Here is a 17,419-nt window from a genome sequence, read left to right as displayed (position 1 = left end):
GCCCTATAGTCAGAGGGGATGTCAGGGCGAAATATTCTCACTTGCGGGGATAAAAGTGACCTGACGCAATATTTGTCTTTTGTTGCTTATTGATAATGTTGTCACAAAAAGTGAGGGTGACTGCATGGATAAACTACTTGAGCGTTTTTTACACTACGTGTCGCTGGACACCCAATCAAAATCGGGCGTGCGGCAGGTACCCAGCACCGAAGGACAGTGGAAATTATTACAACTGCTCAAACAACAGCTCGAAGAGATGGGACTGGTTAATATTTCACTGAGCGAAAAAGGCACGCTGATGGCAACGTTACCCGCTAACGTTGCTGGCAATATTCCTGCGATCGGCTTTATTTCCCATGTGGATACCTCACCGGATTTCAGCGGTAAAAATGTCAATCCGCAAATTGTTGAAAACTATCGCGGTGGCGATATTGCGTTAGGCATTGGTGATGAAGTTTTATCGCCAGTGATGTTCCCGGTGCTGCATCAACTTCTGGGTCAGACGCTGATCACCACAGACGGTAAAACGTTGCTGGGCGCGGATGATAAAGCAGGCGTGGCGGAAATCATGACCGCACTGGCTGTGCTTATCCAAAAAGATATTCCGCACGGTGATATCCGCGTGGCCTTTACGCCGGACGAAGAGGTGGGTAAAGGGGCGAAGCATTTTGACGTTGCGGCATTCAATGCGCAGTGGGCCTATACCGTTGACGGTGGTGGCGTAGGTGAGTTGGAGTTTGAAAACTTCAACGCCGCGTCGGTTAATATTAAAATTGTTGGCAACAATGTACATCCCGGCACCGCAAAAGGAGTGATGGTGAATGCGCTGTCGCTGGCGGCGCGTATTCATGCAGAGGTTCCGGCAGATGAAAGCCCGGAAAAGACGGAAGGTTACGAAGGCTTTTATCATCTGGCGAGCATGAAAGGGACGGTCGATCGGGCGGATATGCACTACATTATTCGTGATTTTGACCGTAAGCAGTTTGAAGCGCGTAAACGCAAGATCATGGATATCGCCAAGAAGGTCGGTAAAGGGTTACACCCCGACTGCTATATCGAACTGGTGATTGAAGACAGTTACTACAATATGTGCGAAAAAGTGATTGAGCATCCGCACGTACTGGATATCGCCCAGCAGGCGATGCGCGATTGCGATATTGAGCCGGTGCTGAAACCGATCCGTGGCGGCACTGACGGCGCGCAGCTGTCGTTTATGGGATTACCGTGTCCGAATCTGTTCACCGGTGGCTACAACTATCATGGTAAACATGAGTTTGTAACCCTGGAAGGAATGGAAAAAGCGGTACAGGTGATTGTGCGTATTGCTGAACTGGCCGCGAAACAAAAATAAAGTATGTGTAGTTGCCGGATGGCGCTTCGCTTATCCGGCCTACATTATTACACTCCAGTCGGCCTGATAAGACGCGTAGCGTCGCATCAGGCACACTTCGCATTACCCTTCGAAGAACCAGTACCCGCTGTTGACCAGCGCGGCAAGCATGGCAAGGAAAGAAGGATCTTCCAGCGCATCCTCAAAGTTCTCAGCCGTCAGCACAATATGACTGGCCAGCGCTTCCAGGGCAGGACGATGCGGCGAATCAATTTTCTCACCGTTAGCGTAGACGTCGTCGCCAATACGCAATACACGCAATCCGCCCAGACGCACTAACACATCACCTTGCTTCAGGGCATCGTAAATTTCGTCTGGCTGATACGGTGGCTCCGGCGGGGCAATATCCAGTTCATGACGAGACTGAGAAATAAACTCGCCAAACCACTGCTGGAAATGTTCTGGTTGATTAATCAGCCCGAGCATCATTTCGCGCAGCTTATCCATCTCCTGCGGCAGAACGTCGGCCGGATGATCGCGCGGCGGCAGGTCCGGATCGCTGTAATAGGTGCTACCCAGTTCGCGTTGTAAAACGTAATCGGCGAACCCGCTGATCAGCTCGCGAGTGTTTGGCGCACGGAAACCGACCGAATAGTTCATCGCGTTTTCCAGCGCATAACCTTCGTGCGGGAATCCCGGTGGAATGTACAGGATATCGCCGGGCTCCAGCTCTTCATCGATGATAGCTTCAAACGGGTCGACCTGAAGGAGATCCGGGTGAGGGCAGTGCTGTTTCAGCTGCAGTTTTTCACCTACGCGCCAGCGACGACGACCGGTTCCCTGAATGATAAATACATCGTACTGATCCAGGTGCGGGCCAACGCCGCCGCCGGGGACAGAGAAAGAAATCATCAGATCGTCGATGCGCCAGTCCGGTAATTCACGGAACGGGCGCATCAGCGCGGCAGTTGGCTCGTGCCAGTGGTTGACCGCCTGCACCAGCAAAGACCAGTTGTTCTCGCCAAGATGGTCGTAGCTTTCGAAGGGACCGTGGCTAACCTGCCATTTTCCGTCCTGGTGGCTGACGAGTCGGCTGTCGACTTCGCTTTCCATTGCCAGTCCAGCCAGTTCGTCAGGAGAGAGAGGATCAATAAAATTGTTAAACCCGCGTTTTAAGACCACCGGGCGTTTCTGCCAGTGGCGTTCAAGAAAATCGGGCCAGTTAAGTGTGAGTTGGTATTCCATAATGAGCATCCGCAGGCTGGTATCTGCAACCGATTATAACGGATACTTAACCTCAAGCGTGAAGTCAGTACATATTTATTACATGCGACGATTACTCGTCTTTCTGGCCCGGCTGCTGGCGGCCAAAAATAACTTCCATGCGCGCGCCACCCAGCAGGCTATCACCGGCAATAATCTGCCCGTCATACTGTTCGGTGATTTCTCGCGCCACCGCCAGACCGACGCCTTGTCCTGGACGTAGCGTATCTACGCGCTGTCCACGGTCAAACACCACTTCCCGTTTGCTTTGCGGAATACCAGGACCATCATCTTCAACCAGAATATGCAGCTGATCCTCAGACAGTTGCGCTGAAATCTCGACAAACTCCAGACAATATTTACAGGCGTTATCCAGTACGTTGCCCAACACCTCGACAAAATCATTCTGTTCGCCCACAAAGCTGATTTCAGGTGAGATATCGAGATTAATGTTGACGCCTTTACGCTGATACACCTTATTCAGTGCCGAGGTCAGTTTATCCAGCAACGGCGCGATCGGGTGCAGTTCGCGGCTGAGCAGGGCACTGCTGCCACGCATGCTGGCGCGATGCAGGTAATAGCCTATCTGTTGGGAAATACGGCTGATTTGTTCCAGCATGATAGGCTCTGCGTCGCTGACGCTCATCTTTTCATTACGCATTGAGCGCAGAGTACTCTGCAATACCGCCAGTGGTGTTTTCAGACTATGGGTGAGGTCTGTTAACGTGGTGCGGTATTTGTCATAACGCTCACGTTCGCTTTTTAACAGCCGATTGAGATTACGAACCAGGCTGGTCAATTCGCGTGTGGTGGCGGGGTTTAGCATCTCACGATGATGTTCCTCAAGCTCACGGACTTCACGCGCCAGCGATTCAATCGGCCGCAGGCTCCACCACGCGGCCACCCATAACAGCGGAATGACCAGCAACAGATTGGCGACCAGCACATAAATAAACCAGCTCCAGACCATATACGAGCGCTTTAGCTCTATTGGAATGGTATCGACAACCACAATGGTCAGTTGCGGCATTCTGGCAGTAGCAGGGTAGACGTTTACCGCCACGGAGTGGGTCATTTCGGCGTCGTCGTCATCTTCTCTGACTTCTTTTAACTGCTGCTGAGCGGAGTGATCTTCGCCCAGTAAGGTACTGGTGGCGTCTACATTGGCTTCAATTTCATGAAAACCGTTCGTTTTTAGCCAGTCCGGTTGGATACTTTGCGTCAACCAGGGAACATTGCGCTGCGCCCACAACAACTCACCGCTTTCGTTATAGATCAGCGACATTGTTGGGCTTTGCATATCGAGATTTTCAGGCAACTCGACGTTTATCTTGCCGTTTTCCCACTTTGCCAGGGTATAGAATAGATTACTTTCACCCCGCAGTAGGCGGAACGTGGTCTTATCAAAGCTGACACTGTAACCCACAAGGGCAACCATGCCGTAGGCCAGCGACAGAACCAACACCACGCCTGCAGTTGCCAGTAAAAAGCGTAACCGCAGCGATAACGGGAAAAAATGACGCAATAGTTTATTCATTAGCGCAGTTCAAAAAGATATCCCTGGCCACGCACGGTAGTGATCACCTCATGCGGATATTGCGCCTGAATTTTTTTACGTAGACGCCCCATCAAAACATCAATGGTGTGACTTTCGCGCAGCTCGGCATCCGGATAAAGCTGCAGCATGAGCGAATCTTTACTGACCACTTTGCCATTATTACGGATGAGTGTTTCCATAATGGTATATTCAAACGCCGTGAGCTTGATAACTTCATCATTGACGGATAACTCGCGTCGGGAGAGGTCCACCTGAAAAGGCGGAAGGGAGATAATTTGCGATGCCAGACCGCTGTTTCGACGCATCAGTGCCTGCATGCGCGCAGCCACTTCTTCGATGTGAAACGGTTTGGTGACATAATCGTCAGCGCCTGCACTGAGGACTTCCACTTTGTCCTGCCAGCCTTCGCGCGCGGTTAATACCAGAATTGGCAGCGAAACCTCATTACTGCGCCAGCGGCGGATTAGCGACAAACCATCTTCATCGGGGAGCCCTAAATCAACGATCGCGATATCCGGCAGATGCTCATTCAGATAATAGTCCGCTTCCTTCGCATCTTCTGCATCATCCACCTGATGCCCTAAATCCTGTAACTGAACCTTGAGGTGGTGGCGTAATAAAGCATTATCCTCGACAACCAGTACGCGCATCATCGTTTCTCCCTAAAATAATGGTATGAATAGTTTAACGCTGATTATGTGGCTGTGGGGATAAACATTTAATAAACCGGGGGAAGGGATAATGTAGCGGGTGATAAAAAGCCGGAATCGCTTACGCTTATCCGGCTTCTGTTCAGCATCTGGGGAGTTGCTGATTACTTCAGTTCATCAACCATGGCGATGGCGCGACCAATATAATTGGCAGGCGTCATTGCTTTCAGGCGAGTTTTCTCTTCTTCCGGCAGTGCCAGACCATCGATAAACTGCTTCATACCTTCGGCGTCAACGCGCTTGCCACGGGTCAGTTCTTTCAACTTCTCGTACGGCTTCTCAATACCGTAGCGACGCATCACGGTCTGAATCGGCTCTGCCAGAACTTCCCAGTTATGATCCAGTTCATCCAGCAGATGATCGCGGTTCACTTCCAGTTTGCTAACCCCCTTCAACGTAGACTGATAGGCGATCAACGCATAGCCGATACCCACACCCAGGTTACGCAGAACGGTAGAATCAGTCAGATCACGCTGCCAGCGGGAAACCGGCAGTTTACTCGCCAGGTGCTGCAGAACCGCGTTAGACAGGCCCAGGTTACCCTCAGAGTTTTCGAAATCGATAGGGTTCACTTTGTGTGGCATGGTCGAAGAACCGATTTCACCCGCGATAGTTTTCTGTTTGAAATGGTTCAGTGCCACGTAGCCCCAGACATCACGGTCAAAGTCGATCAGGATGGTGTTGAAACGGGCGATGCAGTCGAACAGCTCGGCAATGTAGTCGTGCGGCTCAATCTGCGTGGTGTACGGGTTCCACTGGATGCCCAGCGAGGTGACAAATTCTTCGCTGAACTGATGCCAGTCAACTTCCGGGTAAGCGGCGATATGGGCGTTATAGTTACCGACTGCACCGTTGATCTTACCAAGAATTTCAACCTGATTGAGTTGGCGATACTGACGCTCCATACGGTAGGCCACGTTAGCCATTTCTTTGCCCAGCGTAGACGGGGTGGCTGGCTGACCATGGGTACGGGAGAGCAGAGGAATATCGCGGTACTGTACAGACAGATCTTTCACCGCGTCGATAAGCTGGCGCCAGTACGGCAGAACCACTTCGTCGCGTGCGGTTTTCAGCATCAGCGCGTGAGACAGGTTGTTGATGTCTTCTGAGGTACACGCAAAGTGGATAAATTCGGAAACGGCGTGCAGTTCCGGGATATCCGCTACTTTCTCTTTCAGGAAATACTCAACTGCCTTCACATCATGGTTGGTCGTACGTTCAATGGTTTTGATACGCGCAGCATCTTCTTCATTGAAGTTAGCGACGATCGCATCAAGGAAACCGATTGCGTCGGCAGCAAAAGCAGGAACTTCCTTGATCGCTGCGTGCGCGGCCAGTTTTTGCAGCCAGCGTACTTCAACCTGTACGCGGAATTTCAGCAAACCGTATTCGCTGAAAATCCCGCGCAGCGCGCTGACTTTATCGCCGTAGCGTCCATCGACAGGGGAAACGGCGGTCAGTGAGGATAATTCCATAGATCACAACTCCGGGGTTAAATGAGCAAGAATTTGTTTTGCCTGAGTCGTCAGGCGATTACGAGAAAACATGAGTTGCAGACGGCCTCCACCAACCTGATGCCAGAGCACGGCAGCACGGATGCCAGCCAGCAGCGAAGCGCGTACTTTAGCCTGTACCTGTGGGCTCTGAAGGATGGCCGGGGAACCCGTGACCTGAATACGCGGGCCGAGTGGGCTGATGACGTCAACATAAATGCCAGCCATCGCACTCATCAACGTTTCTGACTGCAAATCAAAATGGTCCAGCTGGCGCTGCAAGCCGCTGATACGGTCTCCCAGCGTGTCCATAGCGCCCTTGGCCGCTGACAGCTTACGCTCCAGCACCATCAGGCTTAGCGTGTAACGAGTGAGTTCAGCGTTCAGTCCCTGGCGACTGCTGGCGTTCAGTACGCCGAGCATTGTTTCCAGCCCCAAACGCAGGTTGGCCTCGCTGCCGCCAAACACGCCCAGCGTAGAGCTGGGATTCATGTCGATGACACTGTTCAGTGAAACGTGTAATGCATCGGCATCACAATGCCCCTGGTGCGCCAGTTCCTGCACCAGGCGTGCCGACTGGCAAATGCCTGCCAGGGCGAGGGTGATGTCATAATAATTCTTTGCCACGTTCACTGCTTCCTTGTATCAAATGTGTAAGTAATTATACCGGCAGAGGCAATCGTTGTTCGATAATGCCGCCGCCGAGGCACACTTCGCCATTGTAAAAGACAGCCGACTGACCCGGCGTAACCGCCGCGACTGGCTCGTCGAAAATGACTTCAATACGCTCAGCATCCAGTGCCTTAACGGTGCACGGAATGTCGGTCTGACGATAGCGGGTTTTCACCGTACAGCGCATGGTACCGGTGAACGGTTCGCGATCGACCCAATGCAGCTGTTGCGCCACCAGGCCAACAGACATCAGACGTGGATGTTCATGACCCTGAGCGACAACCAGAATGTTGTTCTCAACGTCTTTATCCACCACATACCATGGATCTTCTGTCCCTTCTTTCGTTCCGCCAATACCCAGACCTTTACGCTGACCCAGAGTGTGGTACATCAGCCCCTGATGCTGGCCAATCTCTTCACCATCAACGGTGATGATTTTGCCTGGCTGAGCCGGCAGGTAGCGACCAAGAAACTCGCGGAACTTACGTTCGCCAATGAAGCAGATGCCGGTGGAGTCTTTTTTCTTGGCCGTAATCAGACCAAGGTCTTCGGCAATTTTACGCACCTGCGGTTTTTCCAGTTCACCGACCGGAAACAGGCTTTGCGCGATTTGCTCATGGCCGAGCGTATAGAGGAAATAACTTTGGTCTTTATTACCATCGAGCCCACGCAGCAGGCGACTTTTGCCGTCGACATCTGCGCGACGGACGTAGTGACCGGTGGCGATGTAATCGGCACCTAAATCTTCGGCGGCAAACTCAAGGAAGGCTTTAAACTTAATTTCTTTATTGCACAGAATATCCGGGTTCGGCGTACGACCCGCTTTGTACTCTTCAAGGAACAGTTCAAAGACGTTGTCCCAGTATTCTGCGGCAAAGTTGACGGTATGCAGTTCAATGCCGAGTTTGTCACAAACAGCCTGTGCATCCGCAAGGTCGGCGGCCGCTGTGCAGTATTCCTCGCCATCGTCCTCTTCCCAGTTCTTCATGAACAGGCCTTCTACCTGATAGCCCTGTTGTTGTAACAGCCAGGCAGAAACGGAGGAATCGACACCGCCGGACATGCCGACGATCACTTTTTTTGGGCTTTCAGACATAGGAATACTCACAACATTGAACTTCAAGGCGGCATATTCTAGCACGCAGCCCTTTACTTGACACCCTCTGTAAATGGCCAGTTAAATTCACCGATCATGGACAGCGGGTAGTGCTGGCCGCTCTGATAACAGCGAATACTCTCTGCAACCAACGGCGAACGCAGGTTTGGCGCAGAGAAAATCTCTTCTGCGCTGACCCAACGACAGCAATCAATATCGCTGTCATGGGGTTCAGTAGCGCACATATTGGCAAGCTCGATAGCGAAAAGAAAACGCAAAAAGGGCGTTCTGTCCGGTGCAATCCATTGATGCATACGAACAAAATGCTGTGGCTGTGCTTTAATGCCCGTTTCTTCCCATAGTTCGCGTGCTGCGGCTTGCACCAGCGTTTCGTCGGCTTCCAGGTGTCCTGCGGGTTGATTCCACAAGGCCTTGCCATTGATCGTTTCTTCAACGACTAAGAATTTATCTTCTGCATGTACAATGCAGGCGACCGTGACGTGCGGTTTGAACATGTTTCCCCCTTATTCCTCAGCAAAACCTTCGGCAACATCTGGCCAGCTAATTTCACCGCTGGTCTTGTCGATACTGATATAAGCCACAGGAGGCGACGTTTGTGGGTCGGCCCCTCCGCGACACAATGCAGTTTGATGATCCTCGCGTACGATAATCTCAATGGCCTTTTTAGCATTCCAGCTTTCATAAAAAATACATTGATAGTCGTGACGTAGCCCAAGGGTGGCGACTCTCGTTGCCTTGTCTGTCGACAGCGGGTTGATGTCGTCGCGATAGCGGTCACCGCTGTTTAAAGCCTGTAACTGCGACTTTTTTAACCAGCCGCGTACGATATGGCGATCGGTGGTGTAGTAGACCGCTTCCATAAAATCATCGTTGGATTGTTCTTGTACAGAGACGAGGTCGCCGGGCACTAAAAATACGGATGGGCTGCGACACTGTTCGGTTGGCATCGCATAGAACCATGCGCGGGCGTCTCCCATTACCTGATAGTGGTTTGCGAAGGAGGAGGGCAAGTACCCACGCTGTGACATCTCTTTATTTGCCCATGACTGGCAAGACGCGCTTGCTGCAAGCGGGCTGGATAACAGTGTTAATCCATCAGCCGAGACCCACCCGGTGGCAAAGGTTCCTTTAGCGTCCCGATAACGTACGTAACGATAAGGCTCATCTTTGGAAAGCATGCCCGTGCTTTTGTAGCGCTGTGAACTCCTGAGCACCTCAACAGTGTCGCCATTGACCATGAACGCGGGGAGTTGACACTCTGTTGCTGGTGCAGAATAGAAATGCAGACGTGAGTCGGTTTTTACTTTGGCAGACTCATAAAGGTAGTTTGCCTCTCCTGCTGCAATTCCGGCAATCGCCTCACAGTCCAGTTTTGCTGAACAAAACGGTGACACGCCGAGCAGGATGAATGCTGCAAAAAGCTGTTTATCCATATTTTTCATTCTTCCCTGTTAACACTCACGTTAAACCGTACGGTTATGATTTCAGTTCCCGCCACTCGCCGTTAGCGAGATTATCCAGCGTGTAATCCCCCATAGCATAGCGAATGAGACGCAGCGTAGGATATCCAACATGTGCTGTCATACGGCGAACCTGGCGGTTGCGGCCTTCATATAAGGTGACTTTCAGCCAGGTGGTGGGGATATTTTTCCGCTCCCGAATCGGCGGATTTCTCGGCCACAGCCATACGGGTTCCTCTACTACCTCAATGCCTGCGGGTAGCGTGGGGCCATCATTGAGCGTTACTCCGGTACGCAGGGCGTCCAGCGCTTCTGCCGTCGGCTCGCCTTCAACCTGGACGTAATAAATTTTCCCGGTACGCTTCCCGGGTTGCGTTAACCGCGCTTGCAGTGCGCCGTCATTGGTCAGCACCAAAAGCCCTTCGCTGTCCCGGTCGAGTCGGCCCGCCGCATAAATTCCCGGCAAGGGAATAAAATCTTTTAACGTGCTTCTGCCAGCCTCGTCAGTAAATTGTGGCAAAACATCGTAGGGTTTATTGAACAAAACCACGCGTTTTGGCTGGTTTTCTTTACGCTGCTTAGTGACTTGTCGTGAGCTGAATCGCTCAACCCGGTGATTTCTAAAAGAAGTTTTTTGCATGGTATTTTCAGATTATATCAATTGCCGCATTATAGCCTAAGAACGAGTGTCTTTCATGGCGGCGAACATTAGGGTAGTATTGACATGCTCATTACAAAACATTAACAAAAAATTGCTCTAACGCATTCGTGCAGCAGGACGCAAACGCACATGCAGCGCGATGACAGACGAGCAGAACCAGAAGCGCTCGAAGGAGAGGTGAATGGAAAGCAAAGTAGTTGTTCCGGCGGAAGGTAAGAAGATCACCCTGCAAAACGGCAAACTCAACGTTCCTGAAAATCCGATTATCCCGTTCATTGAAGGCGACGGTATCGGCGTTGATGTAACCCCACCGATGATCAAAGTTGTCGATGCTGCTGTCGAGAAAGCCTATAAAGGCGAGCGTAAAATCTCCTGGATGGAAATCTACACCGGCGAGAAATCCACTCAGGTTTATGGCCAGGACGTCTGGCTGCCTGCTGAAACCTTAGATCTGATTCGTGAATATCGTGTTGCCATTAAAGGCCCTCTGACCACCCCTGTTGGCGGCGGTATTCGCTCTCTGAACGTAGCTCTGCGTCAGGAACTTGACCTGTATGTCTGCCTGCGTCCGGTGCGTTATTATCAGGGTACACCAAGCCCGGTTAAACACCCTGAACTGACCGATATGGTCATCTTCCGTGAAAACTCCGAAGATATCTACGCGGGTATCGAGTGGAAAGCTGACTCTGCCGATGCTGAGAAAGTGATTAAATTCCTGCGCGAAGAGATGGGTGTGAAGAAAATACGCTTCCCGGAACATTGCGGTATTGGTATCAAACCGTGTTCTGAAGAAGGGACTAAACGTCTGGTACGTGCAGCGATTGAATACGCCATCGCCAACGATCGTGATTCAGTTACCCTGGTACACAAAGGCAACATCATGAAGTTCACCGAAGGCGCGTTCAAAGACTGGGGTTACCAGTTAGCGCGTGAAGAATTTGGTGGCGAACTGATCGATGGCGGTCCATGGGTGAAAATCAAGAACCCGAAAACCGGTAAAGAGATCGTGGTTAAGGACGTCATTGCCGATGCATTCCTGCAACAGATCCTGTTGCGCCCGGCTGAGTATGACGTGATTGCCTGTATGAACCTGAACGGTGACTACATCTCCGATGCGCTGGCCGCACAGGTTGGTGGTATTGGTATCGCGCCGGGTGCAAACATCGGTGACGAATGCGCACTGTTCGAAGCAACCCACGGTACTGCACCGAAGTATGCAGGTCAGGATAAAGTGAACCCAGGTTCTATCATTCTGTCTGCAGAAATGATGCTGCGCCACATGGGTTGGGTCGAAGCGGCTGACCTGATCGTTAAAGGTATGGAAGGCGCGATCAACGCCAAGACCGTAACCTATGACTTCGAACGTCTGATGGACGGCGCTAAGCTGCTGAAATGTTCAGAGTTTGGTGACGCGATCATCGAAAACATGTAATCCAGATTCTGGGTTGTAAGTGAACGGGAGCCAGGTGGTTCCCGTTTTTTTGTGTCTGATAAATTCTTTCCCTGTCTTTTTATCCGCCCAATACCAGGGGGTATCAGGGCTTGTTGTGGTCTATTTATGTTTGGTTTAGCTAAAAAAAGGCAAAACGAGACTAAAGCCTCCGACATAAAGCGCTGACCAGGTCGCCGCAGAGATCAGACTGACTGCATACACTTTCACTGGATGAAGATGCAACATTCCAGCAACTAATGGCACAATGTAACGCAGCACGGCAATAAAGCGCGAAGTAAAAAGTATCGGTACAGAACTGTTTTGCAACCGGCGTCGAACCCGTACTACTGTATCGGCATGACGCGACATGATGCGTGCCAGCCAGGGTAGATGTCCCATCATCATTCCAAGGTGATAATTAACAATTGTCCCGCACCATGCGCCAATCATTACAGCAATTCCCGCTTCCCATGGCGCAATAGTCGCCTTGCCGACGGAAATTACAGCAACCAACATAACAGATGCTGGCGGTAATACAGCTGAAATGAGGAACGTAGATTTTGCGAATGCTATTCCAAAAAGCAGGCCCCACAGGCTGAAAGGATGAAGCGCGAAATGGCTCATCAACGCGTTTACCCACTCCATCAATGCTTCTCCATTTAAGGTTCCTTGGCTATTTAACCGCGATACGGCTTAATCAGGCCTCAACACAGATGAATTACTGACTGCTGCACTTAATCCCGGCTGTGACAGCTATCTGCGTATAGCAGCAGAATACAGTTGGGCGGGATAGGGTAAAGGAAGATGAATCGAACGCACTTAATCTGAAACCAGCCACATATCAGCCTCTTCAAACATTTCCTGGACAGTACGGCTTATCTGTTCCTTCTCGTGCTTGCTGGCGTCAGTGTTGATCGCCGGCAATGTCATCATCGGTTTAACCCGAACATCAGCGTCGGGGAAAATCCGGTGAACCCTCTTGGTCAATTCGCCCAGAATGATATCTTTTGCACCGGGCAGACCATCAAAATTCCTTTTGTCATAAACGAGTTCCACGAACATTGCTTATCGCTTCATTGCTGGATGGATATACAGTATTTGTGCTGTATTTTTTATCCGGTATTCAAGAGAGGGCATAAACATGGGCTTTCCTTCACCTGCGGCAGATTATGTTGAAACACGAATCTCCCTCGATCAGCAACTAATCAGCCAGCCCGCAGCGACTTATTTTATGCGGGCATCGCGTTCACATTTCAGGGAAGGAATACTTCAGGGGGCGCTGTTTGTTGTGGATGCGTCACTTACTGCCTGCGATGGCTCATTGCTGATATGTGCAATTGTAAGTAGCCCGCATAATCGTGCCGTTCACATTTAGAGATCATCCGGCATAATCAATCTGCCAAAGCGGACATTGGTAAGCTCATGCAGTATGGATTCACGAAGAACATACGTTATATTTTGTCCTGATTGACACTGGATGAAAGCTCCTGATGACTCTCTTTTCGCTCGCTGTAACGATCTGCAAGATAACTGGTTTGTCCCTTAAGCAGCAGCGTGATTTTAAACAGCTCCTCGGCTACATCGACGATGCGGTCATACCATGAAGAAGGTTTCATTCGTCCGTTTTCGTCGAACTCTTGCCATGCCTTGGCTACAGAGGACTGGTTGGGGATCGTAAACATCCGCATCCAGCGACCAAGTATACGCATCTGGTTCACGGCATTGAAGGACTGTGAACCACCGCAGACCTGCATTACCGCAAGTGTTTTGCCCTGCGAAGGACGAATCGCTCCTTCACTTAAGGGGATCCAGTCAATCTGCGCCTTCATGACTGCGCTCATAGCACCGTGCCGTTCTGGAGAACTCCACACCATCCCATCACACCATCTGACCAGACCGCGCAGCTCGGTGACTTTGGGATGCGTGTCCGGCGCATCATCCGGCAGGGGTAAACCGGAGGGGTTAAACAGTTTCACCTCCGCGCCCATCGCCGTCAGCAGGCGACCGGCTTCCTCCGCGGCAAAGCGGCTGTAGGAGCGCTCTCTCACTGAACCATACAGGATCAGAATCCGTGGTGGCTCCTGCACGTTCAGGCGTTCAGCGATGTGTTGATCAAAGCATGCAGTATTCAGGGCAGGAAATTGTTCCATTTTTCTCCTCCAGAGAGAGCAGATGATTTCAAAGTTGATACATATGATTTACCATATGTGTATTCTAAAGGGAGCGGAGAGAAAAATGCTACAACCTGTTCAGCTTTTCAAAATCCTGTCAGATGAAACACGTCTCGCCATTGTCATGCTTCTGCGGGAGTCCGGAGAACTGTGCGTGTGCGATATCTGTGCAGCTACCGCCGAATCACAGCCCAAAATATCACGCCATATGGCCGTCCTGCGCGAGGCAAAGCTTGTTCTTGATCGTCGGGAAGGGAAATGGATCCACTATCGTCTGTCACCTCATATTCCGGCGTGGGCCGCTGAGACAATCACGACATCCTGGCTGTGCCTTCGGGAGGATGTGCGGGAATGGTTGGCAAAGTCGGCCTGTACCTCCTGCTGAGGCAGGAAAACATATTTACATAATCATATATAACGGAGTCTGAAGTGTTTTTGGCAGGGAGTATATTTTTACTGACGCTGGTACTGGTTATCTGGCAACCCAGAGGCCTGAGTATTGGCTGGAGCGCGAGTATCGGAGCTGCGCTGGCGCTGGGAACCGGAGTCATCCATATCGCTGATATTCCCGTTGTCTGGAATATCGTCTGGAACGCGACAGCGGCATTTATTGCGGTCATTATCATCAGCCTGTTGCTTGATGAGTCCGGCTTCTTTGAATGGGCCGCACTGCACGTCTCCAGCTGGGGTAACGGACGTGGCCGCCTTTTGTTTACCTGGATAGTCTTGCTTGGTGCCGCTGTTGCTGCGTTGTTTGCCAATGACGGCGCTGCGCTGATCCTGACGCCGATTGTAATTGCGATGCTGCTCGCACTGGGATTCAGCCAGGGCACGACATTGGCGTTTGTCATGGCCGCAGGATTTATTGCAGATACGGCCAGCCTGCCGCTAATTGTTTCTAACCTGGTGAATATCGTCTCGGCGGACTTTTTCGGTCTGGGCTTTACGCAGTATGCCTCCGTTATGATCCCCGTAGATGTGGCAGCGATTGCGGCCACTCTGGTCATGCTGCATCTCTTCTTCCGCAGGGACATTCCGGCGACGTATGACGTTTCGCTGCTGAAGACGCCTGCCAGTGTGATAAAGGATCCGGCAACGTTCAGGGCGGGCTGGATTGTCCTGTTATTGCTGCTTGTCGGTTTCTTTGTTCTGGAGCCACTGGGGATCCCGGTCAGTGCGATAGCGGCTAGTGGCGCAGCAATACTGTTTATAGTGGCGAAAAGAGGTCATGCCATCAACACCGGAAAAGTCCTCCGCGGTGCACCATGGCAGATCGTTATTTTTTCGTTGGGTATGTACCTGGTGGTCTATGGCCTGCGCAATGCAGGGCTTACGGAGTATCTGTCTGACGTGCTGAACCTACTGGCAGAAAAGGGGTTATGGGCAGCAACGTTCGGCACCGGCTTCCTGACCGCGTTCCTGTCGTCGGTGATGAACAATATGCCGACGGTGCTGATTGGCGCACTGGCGATTGACGGGAGCACGGCGACTGGCATCGTCAAAGAGGCAATGATTTATGCCAATGTGATTGGCTGCGATTTAGGCCCGAAAATCACCCCGATTGGCAGTCTGGCAACCCTGCTTTGGCTGCATGTGCTTGCCCAGAAAAATATAACGATTACCTGGGGATATTACTTCCGCACGGGTATTATCATGATTCTGCCCGTGCTGTTTGTCACTCTGGCCGCGCTGGCGTTGCGGCTCTCCATCACTTTGTAATGAGATACAGATATGAGCAACATTACCATCTATCATAACCCTGCCTGCGGCACTTCTCGCAACACGCTGGAGATGATCCGTAACAGTGGCAACGAACCAACGATAATTTATTATCTCGATACGCCACCGACCCGTGATGAGCTGATTCAACTTATTTCAGATATGGGAATTACGGTGCGTGCATTACTGCGTAAGAATGTTGAGCCTTATGAACACCTGGGTCTTGATGAAGAGAAATTTAGTGATGAGCAGTTAATTGATTTCATGCTTCAACATCCGATCCTGATTAATCGGCCGGTAGTCGTTACGCCGCTTGGCACTCGTCTTTGCCGTCCTTCAGAAATAGTGTTGGATATTCTACCGGAAGGTCAGAAAGGAGCGTTTACCAAAGAGGATGGCGAGAAGGTCATTGACGAAACGGGTAAGCAGATTAAGTAATCTGCCCACTTCAAAATATCGGATGTCTGTTCACGCTATGCGGGCGTCCGGTTTTCGCTCAATGCGGATCTTCAGCCAATCTAGCTACTGGCAAAGCGCGAGAGAATGCATGGCAGACAAAAACGTGGCCGAGACTACACTGCTACGGGTGCGGCCGCCATCAGCAATGAGAGCGATTGCAAACTTCCGCTCCTCGCTCAAATCGGACCTCTGCGGCAGTAACAGCTTTACCATCGAGGCTTGCCATTAGCGGTAGTGTGATGAATGTGCTGGCGTGAAAAACTTGGATTCTTGGTGAAAACTCTTCCCCAAAACTAAAACCAAAGTTTAGACAATCAATGAGTTTATAATGGTAGCTACTGGCTGATTTGAAAGTAGAGAGGATTATAATTTCAACTTTATCAAATGGTTGCTATGACATTTAGCAATGTAATGCTGCGCCACATGGGTTGGACCGAAGCGGCTGACTTAATTGTTAAAGGTATGGAAGGCGCGATCAACGCCAGGACCGTAACCTATGATTTCGAACGTCTGATGGACGGCGCTAATTTGCTGAAATGTTCAGAGTTTGGTGACGCGATCATCGAAAACATGTAATCCAGATTCTGAGTTGTATAAGAATGGGAGCCGATTGGTTCCCGTTTTTTTACCTGCAAAGTGCTTTCCTGGCACTCAGACTATTAAACTCATTTTAATAGCACTAAAGATTTAATTTTTATCTTTGTCATTACAATTCTATTTATTGATAAAAAATATCCATATCTTTCAATATTTATTTAAACCGATCCGGGTATGAGAACTAAATATAATTGAGCGGAGTTTGTATATTATTAATTATTATATGTAAAACAGTCGTTTTAAAAACAAGAAAATATTGGGGGTATATTAAAGGTGGTGGCGTTTTAATGTTATTTTACTCTAATGTTAAATCCGTTTTTATCAACATGTTATGATAAATTATTATTCTGAATGCTAATAATGTCCAAAAAAGAACATTTTTCCCGATTGATTTTTTATTACCTTTCTGTTTTTATCTTGGCGACATGTTTGAGAAATAAAATTCAAAGCATGACTCCTTGTTATGTATGTAACTTACTATATGAATAAATTAATGATAATACTGGTTGCGTTTTCTACTGTTTCTTTGATGTCTGGTTGCGTATCAGAAGAACAACGCTTAGCAAAGTGCGAAGCGAAGGGAATTAGCCGTGATGTTTGTTATAACGAAGAAAAAGAATATTGGAATAATTACAGTGCTAACATGAGTCGACTGCAGGCTGCTAATACACAAGCAGATGCTTTTAAAGAGTCTATGAGTGATCGCAAGAAACATAAGCATTATGATGACGATTAATATTTTAGACCACGTACATACTGTCTTGAGTGTTTATGTTC

The 17,419-nt window shown here is 50.1% G+C and carries 18 protein-coding genes and 2 pseudogenes; 8 read left to right on the top strand and 12 right to left on the bottom strand.

Annotated features, from left to right (window positions below; all coding sequences use genetic code 11):
* Positions 1–124: 124 nt before the first annotated feature.
* Positions 125–1,351 carry a peptidase T gene (pepT, locus tag OGV85_RS09470; RefSeq protein ID WP_061547878.1) on the top strand — a complete coding sequence of 409 codons (1,227 nt, stop codon included), beginning with the start codon at positions 125–127 and terminating at the stop codon, positions 1,349–1,351.
* Positions 1,352–1,453: 102 nt separating this feature from the next.
* On the opposite strand, the gene roxA is transcribed toward pepT, so the two are convergent.
* The 9 genes from roxA to rluE form a co-directional block, all read right to left on the bottom strand.
* Positions 1,454–2,575: a [50S ribosomal protein L16]-arginine 3-hydroxylase gene (gene roxA / locus OGV85_RS09465; RefSeq protein WP_003030786.1), complete on the bottom strand. Its 1,122-nt coding sequence runs from the start codon at positions 2,573–2,575 to the stop codon at positions 1,454–1,456.
* Between the two features lie 91 nt (positions 2,576–2,666).
* Positions 2,667–4,130, bottom strand: a complete 1,464-nt coding sequence (phoQ, locus tag OGV85_RS09460; RefSeq protein ID WP_003030784.1) for a two-component system sensor histidine kinase PhoQ — start codon at positions 4,128–4,130, stop codon at positions 2,667–2,669.
* Positions 4,130–4,801 carry a two-component system response regulator PhoP gene (gene phoP / locus OGV85_RS09455; protein WP_003030783.1) on the bottom strand — a complete coding sequence of 224 codons (672 nt, stop codon included), beginning with the start codon at positions 4,799–4,801 and terminating at the stop codon, positions 4,130–4,132. The genes phoQ and phoP overlap by 1 nt, the downstream gene beginning before the upstream one ends.
* A 164-nt stretch (positions 4,802–4,965) precedes the next feature.
* The gene (purB, locus tag OGV85_RS09450; protein ID WP_032949068.1) at positions 4,966–6,336 is read right to left on the bottom strand and encodes an adenylosuccinate lyase; all 1,371 of its coding nucleotides are present in this window, start codon (positions 6,334–6,336) and stop codon (positions 4,966–4,968) included.
* Positions 6,337–6,339: 3 nt separating this feature from the next.
* Positions 6,340–6,981: a high frequency lysogenization protein HflD gene (gene hflD, locus OGV85_RS09445; RefSeq protein WP_003841885.1), complete on the bottom strand. Its 642-nt coding sequence runs from the start codon at positions 6,979–6,981 to the stop codon at positions 6,340–6,342.
* A 34-nt stretch (positions 6,982–7,015) separates the two neighbouring features.
* A complete protein-coding gene (gene mnmA, locus OGV85_RS09440; RefSeq protein WP_003832402.1) occupies positions 7,016–8,122 on the bottom strand; it encodes a tRNA 2-thiouridine(34) synthase MnmA in 1,107 nt (368 codons plus the stop codon).
* Between the two features lie 53 nt (positions 8,123–8,175).
* Positions 8,176–8,637: an NUDIX hydrolase gene (locus OGV85_RS09435; protein WP_061547879.1), complete on the bottom strand. Its 462-nt coding sequence runs from the start codon at positions 8,635–8,637 to the stop codon at positions 8,176–8,178.
* Between the two features lie 9 nt (positions 8,638–8,646).
* Positions 8,647–9,585, bottom strand: a complete 939-nt coding sequence (locus tag OGV85_RS09430) for a hypothetical protein (protein ID WP_061547880.1) — start codon at positions 9,583–9,585, stop codon at positions 8,647–8,649.
* A gap of 34 nt (positions 9,586–9,619) precedes the next feature.
* Positions 9,620–10,243 carry a 23S rRNA pseudouridine(2457) synthase RluE gene (gene rluE / locus OGV85_RS09425; RefSeq protein ID WP_061547881.1) on the bottom strand — a complete coding sequence of 208 codons (624 nt, stop codon included), beginning with the start codon at positions 10,241–10,243 and terminating at the stop codon, positions 9,620–9,622.
* A gap of 202 nt (positions 10,244–10,445) precedes the next feature.
* Here rluE and icd point away from each other — a divergent pair, with 202 nt between their 5' ends.
* Positions 10,446–11,696 carry an NADP-dependent isocitrate dehydrogenase gene (gene icd / locus OGV85_RS09420; protein WP_003030769.1) on the top strand — a complete coding sequence of 417 codons (1,251 nt, stop codon included), beginning with the start codon at positions 10,446–10,448 and terminating at the stop codon, positions 11,694–11,696.
* Between the two features lie 135 nt (positions 11,697–11,831).
* Here icd and OGV85_RS09415 read toward each other — a convergent pair whose 3' ends face one another.
* Both OGV85_RS09415 and OGV85_RS09410 read right to left on the bottom strand, forming a co-directional pair.
* Entirely contained in the window at positions 11,832–12,341 is a 510-nt protein-coding gene (locus tag OGV85_RS09415; RefSeq protein WP_003030767.1) for a DedA family protein, read from the bottom strand.
* A 174-nt stretch (positions 12,342–12,515) separates the two neighbouring features.
* Positions 12,516–12,758 (bottom strand): DinI family protein, encoded by a 243-nt coding sequence (locus tag OGV85_RS09410; protein WP_003840850.1) that lies wholly within the window; start codon positions 12,756–12,758, stop codon positions 12,516–12,518.
* A 79-nt stretch (positions 12,759–12,837) separates the two neighbouring features.
* Here OGV85_RS09410 and OGV85_RS09405 point away from each other — a divergent pair.
* Positions 12,838–13,035: pseudogene (locus OGV85_RS09405) on the top strand (S24/S26 family peptidase); the annotation flags it as partial.
* A gap of 112 nt (positions 13,036–13,147) precedes the next feature.
* Here OGV85_RS09405 and arsH read toward each other — a convergent pair.
* Positions 13,148–13,846 carry an arsenical resistance protein ArsH gene (gene arsH / locus OGV85_RS09400; protein WP_061547882.1) on the bottom strand — a complete coding sequence of 233 codons (699 nt, stop codon included), beginning with the start codon at positions 13,844–13,846 and terminating at the stop codon, positions 13,148–13,150.
* 85 nt (positions 13,847–13,931) lie between these two features.
* Here arsH and OGV85_RS09395 point away from each other — a divergent pair, with 85 nt between their 5' ends.
* From OGV85_RS09395 to OGV85_RS09375, 5 genes and pseudogenes are all read left to right on the top strand, one after another.
* Positions 13,932–14,252, top strand: coding sequence for a transcriptional regulator (locus OGV85_RS09395; RefSeq protein WP_003030762.1), 321 nt, complete (start codon positions 13,932–13,934; stop codon positions 14,250–14,252).
* 44 nt (positions 14,253–14,296) lie between these two features.
* Positions 14,297–15,586 carry an arsenic transporter gene (locus OGV85_RS09390; protein WP_106107289.1) on the top strand — a complete coding sequence of 430 codons (1,290 nt, stop codon included), beginning with the start codon at positions 14,297–14,299 and terminating at the stop codon, positions 15,584–15,586.
* A gap of 12 nt (positions 15,587–15,598) precedes the next feature.
* Positions 15,599–16,024 carry a glutaredoxin-dependent arsenate reductase gene (gene arsC, locus OGV85_RS09385; protein ID WP_003030760.1) on the top strand — a complete coding sequence of 142 codons (426 nt, stop codon included), beginning with the start codon at positions 15,599–15,601 and terminating at the stop codon, positions 16,022–16,024.
* Positions 16,025–16,447: 423 nt separating this feature from the next.
* Positions 16,448–16,621 (top strand): annotated as a pseudogene (locus OGV85_RS09380) (isocitrate/isopropylmalate family dehydrogenase); the annotation flags it as partial.
* A gap of 502 nt (positions 16,622–17,123) precedes the next feature.
* Complete coding sequence (locus OGV85_RS09375) at positions 17,124–17,378, top strand: hypothetical protein (protein ID WP_181553882.1); 255 nt, start codon at positions 17,124–17,126, stop codon at positions 17,376–17,378.
* Positions 17,379–17,419: the final 41 nt, after the last annotated feature.

Origin of the sequence: Citrobacter sp. Cf132 (genome assembly GCF_030333885.1) — a bacterium.
GTDB classification, from domain to species: domain Bacteria; phylum Pseudomonadota; class Gammaproteobacteria; order Enterobacterales; family Enterobacteriaceae; genus Citrobacter; species Citrobacter freundii.
This window is presented reverse-complemented; position numbering and strand designations above follow the sequence as displayed.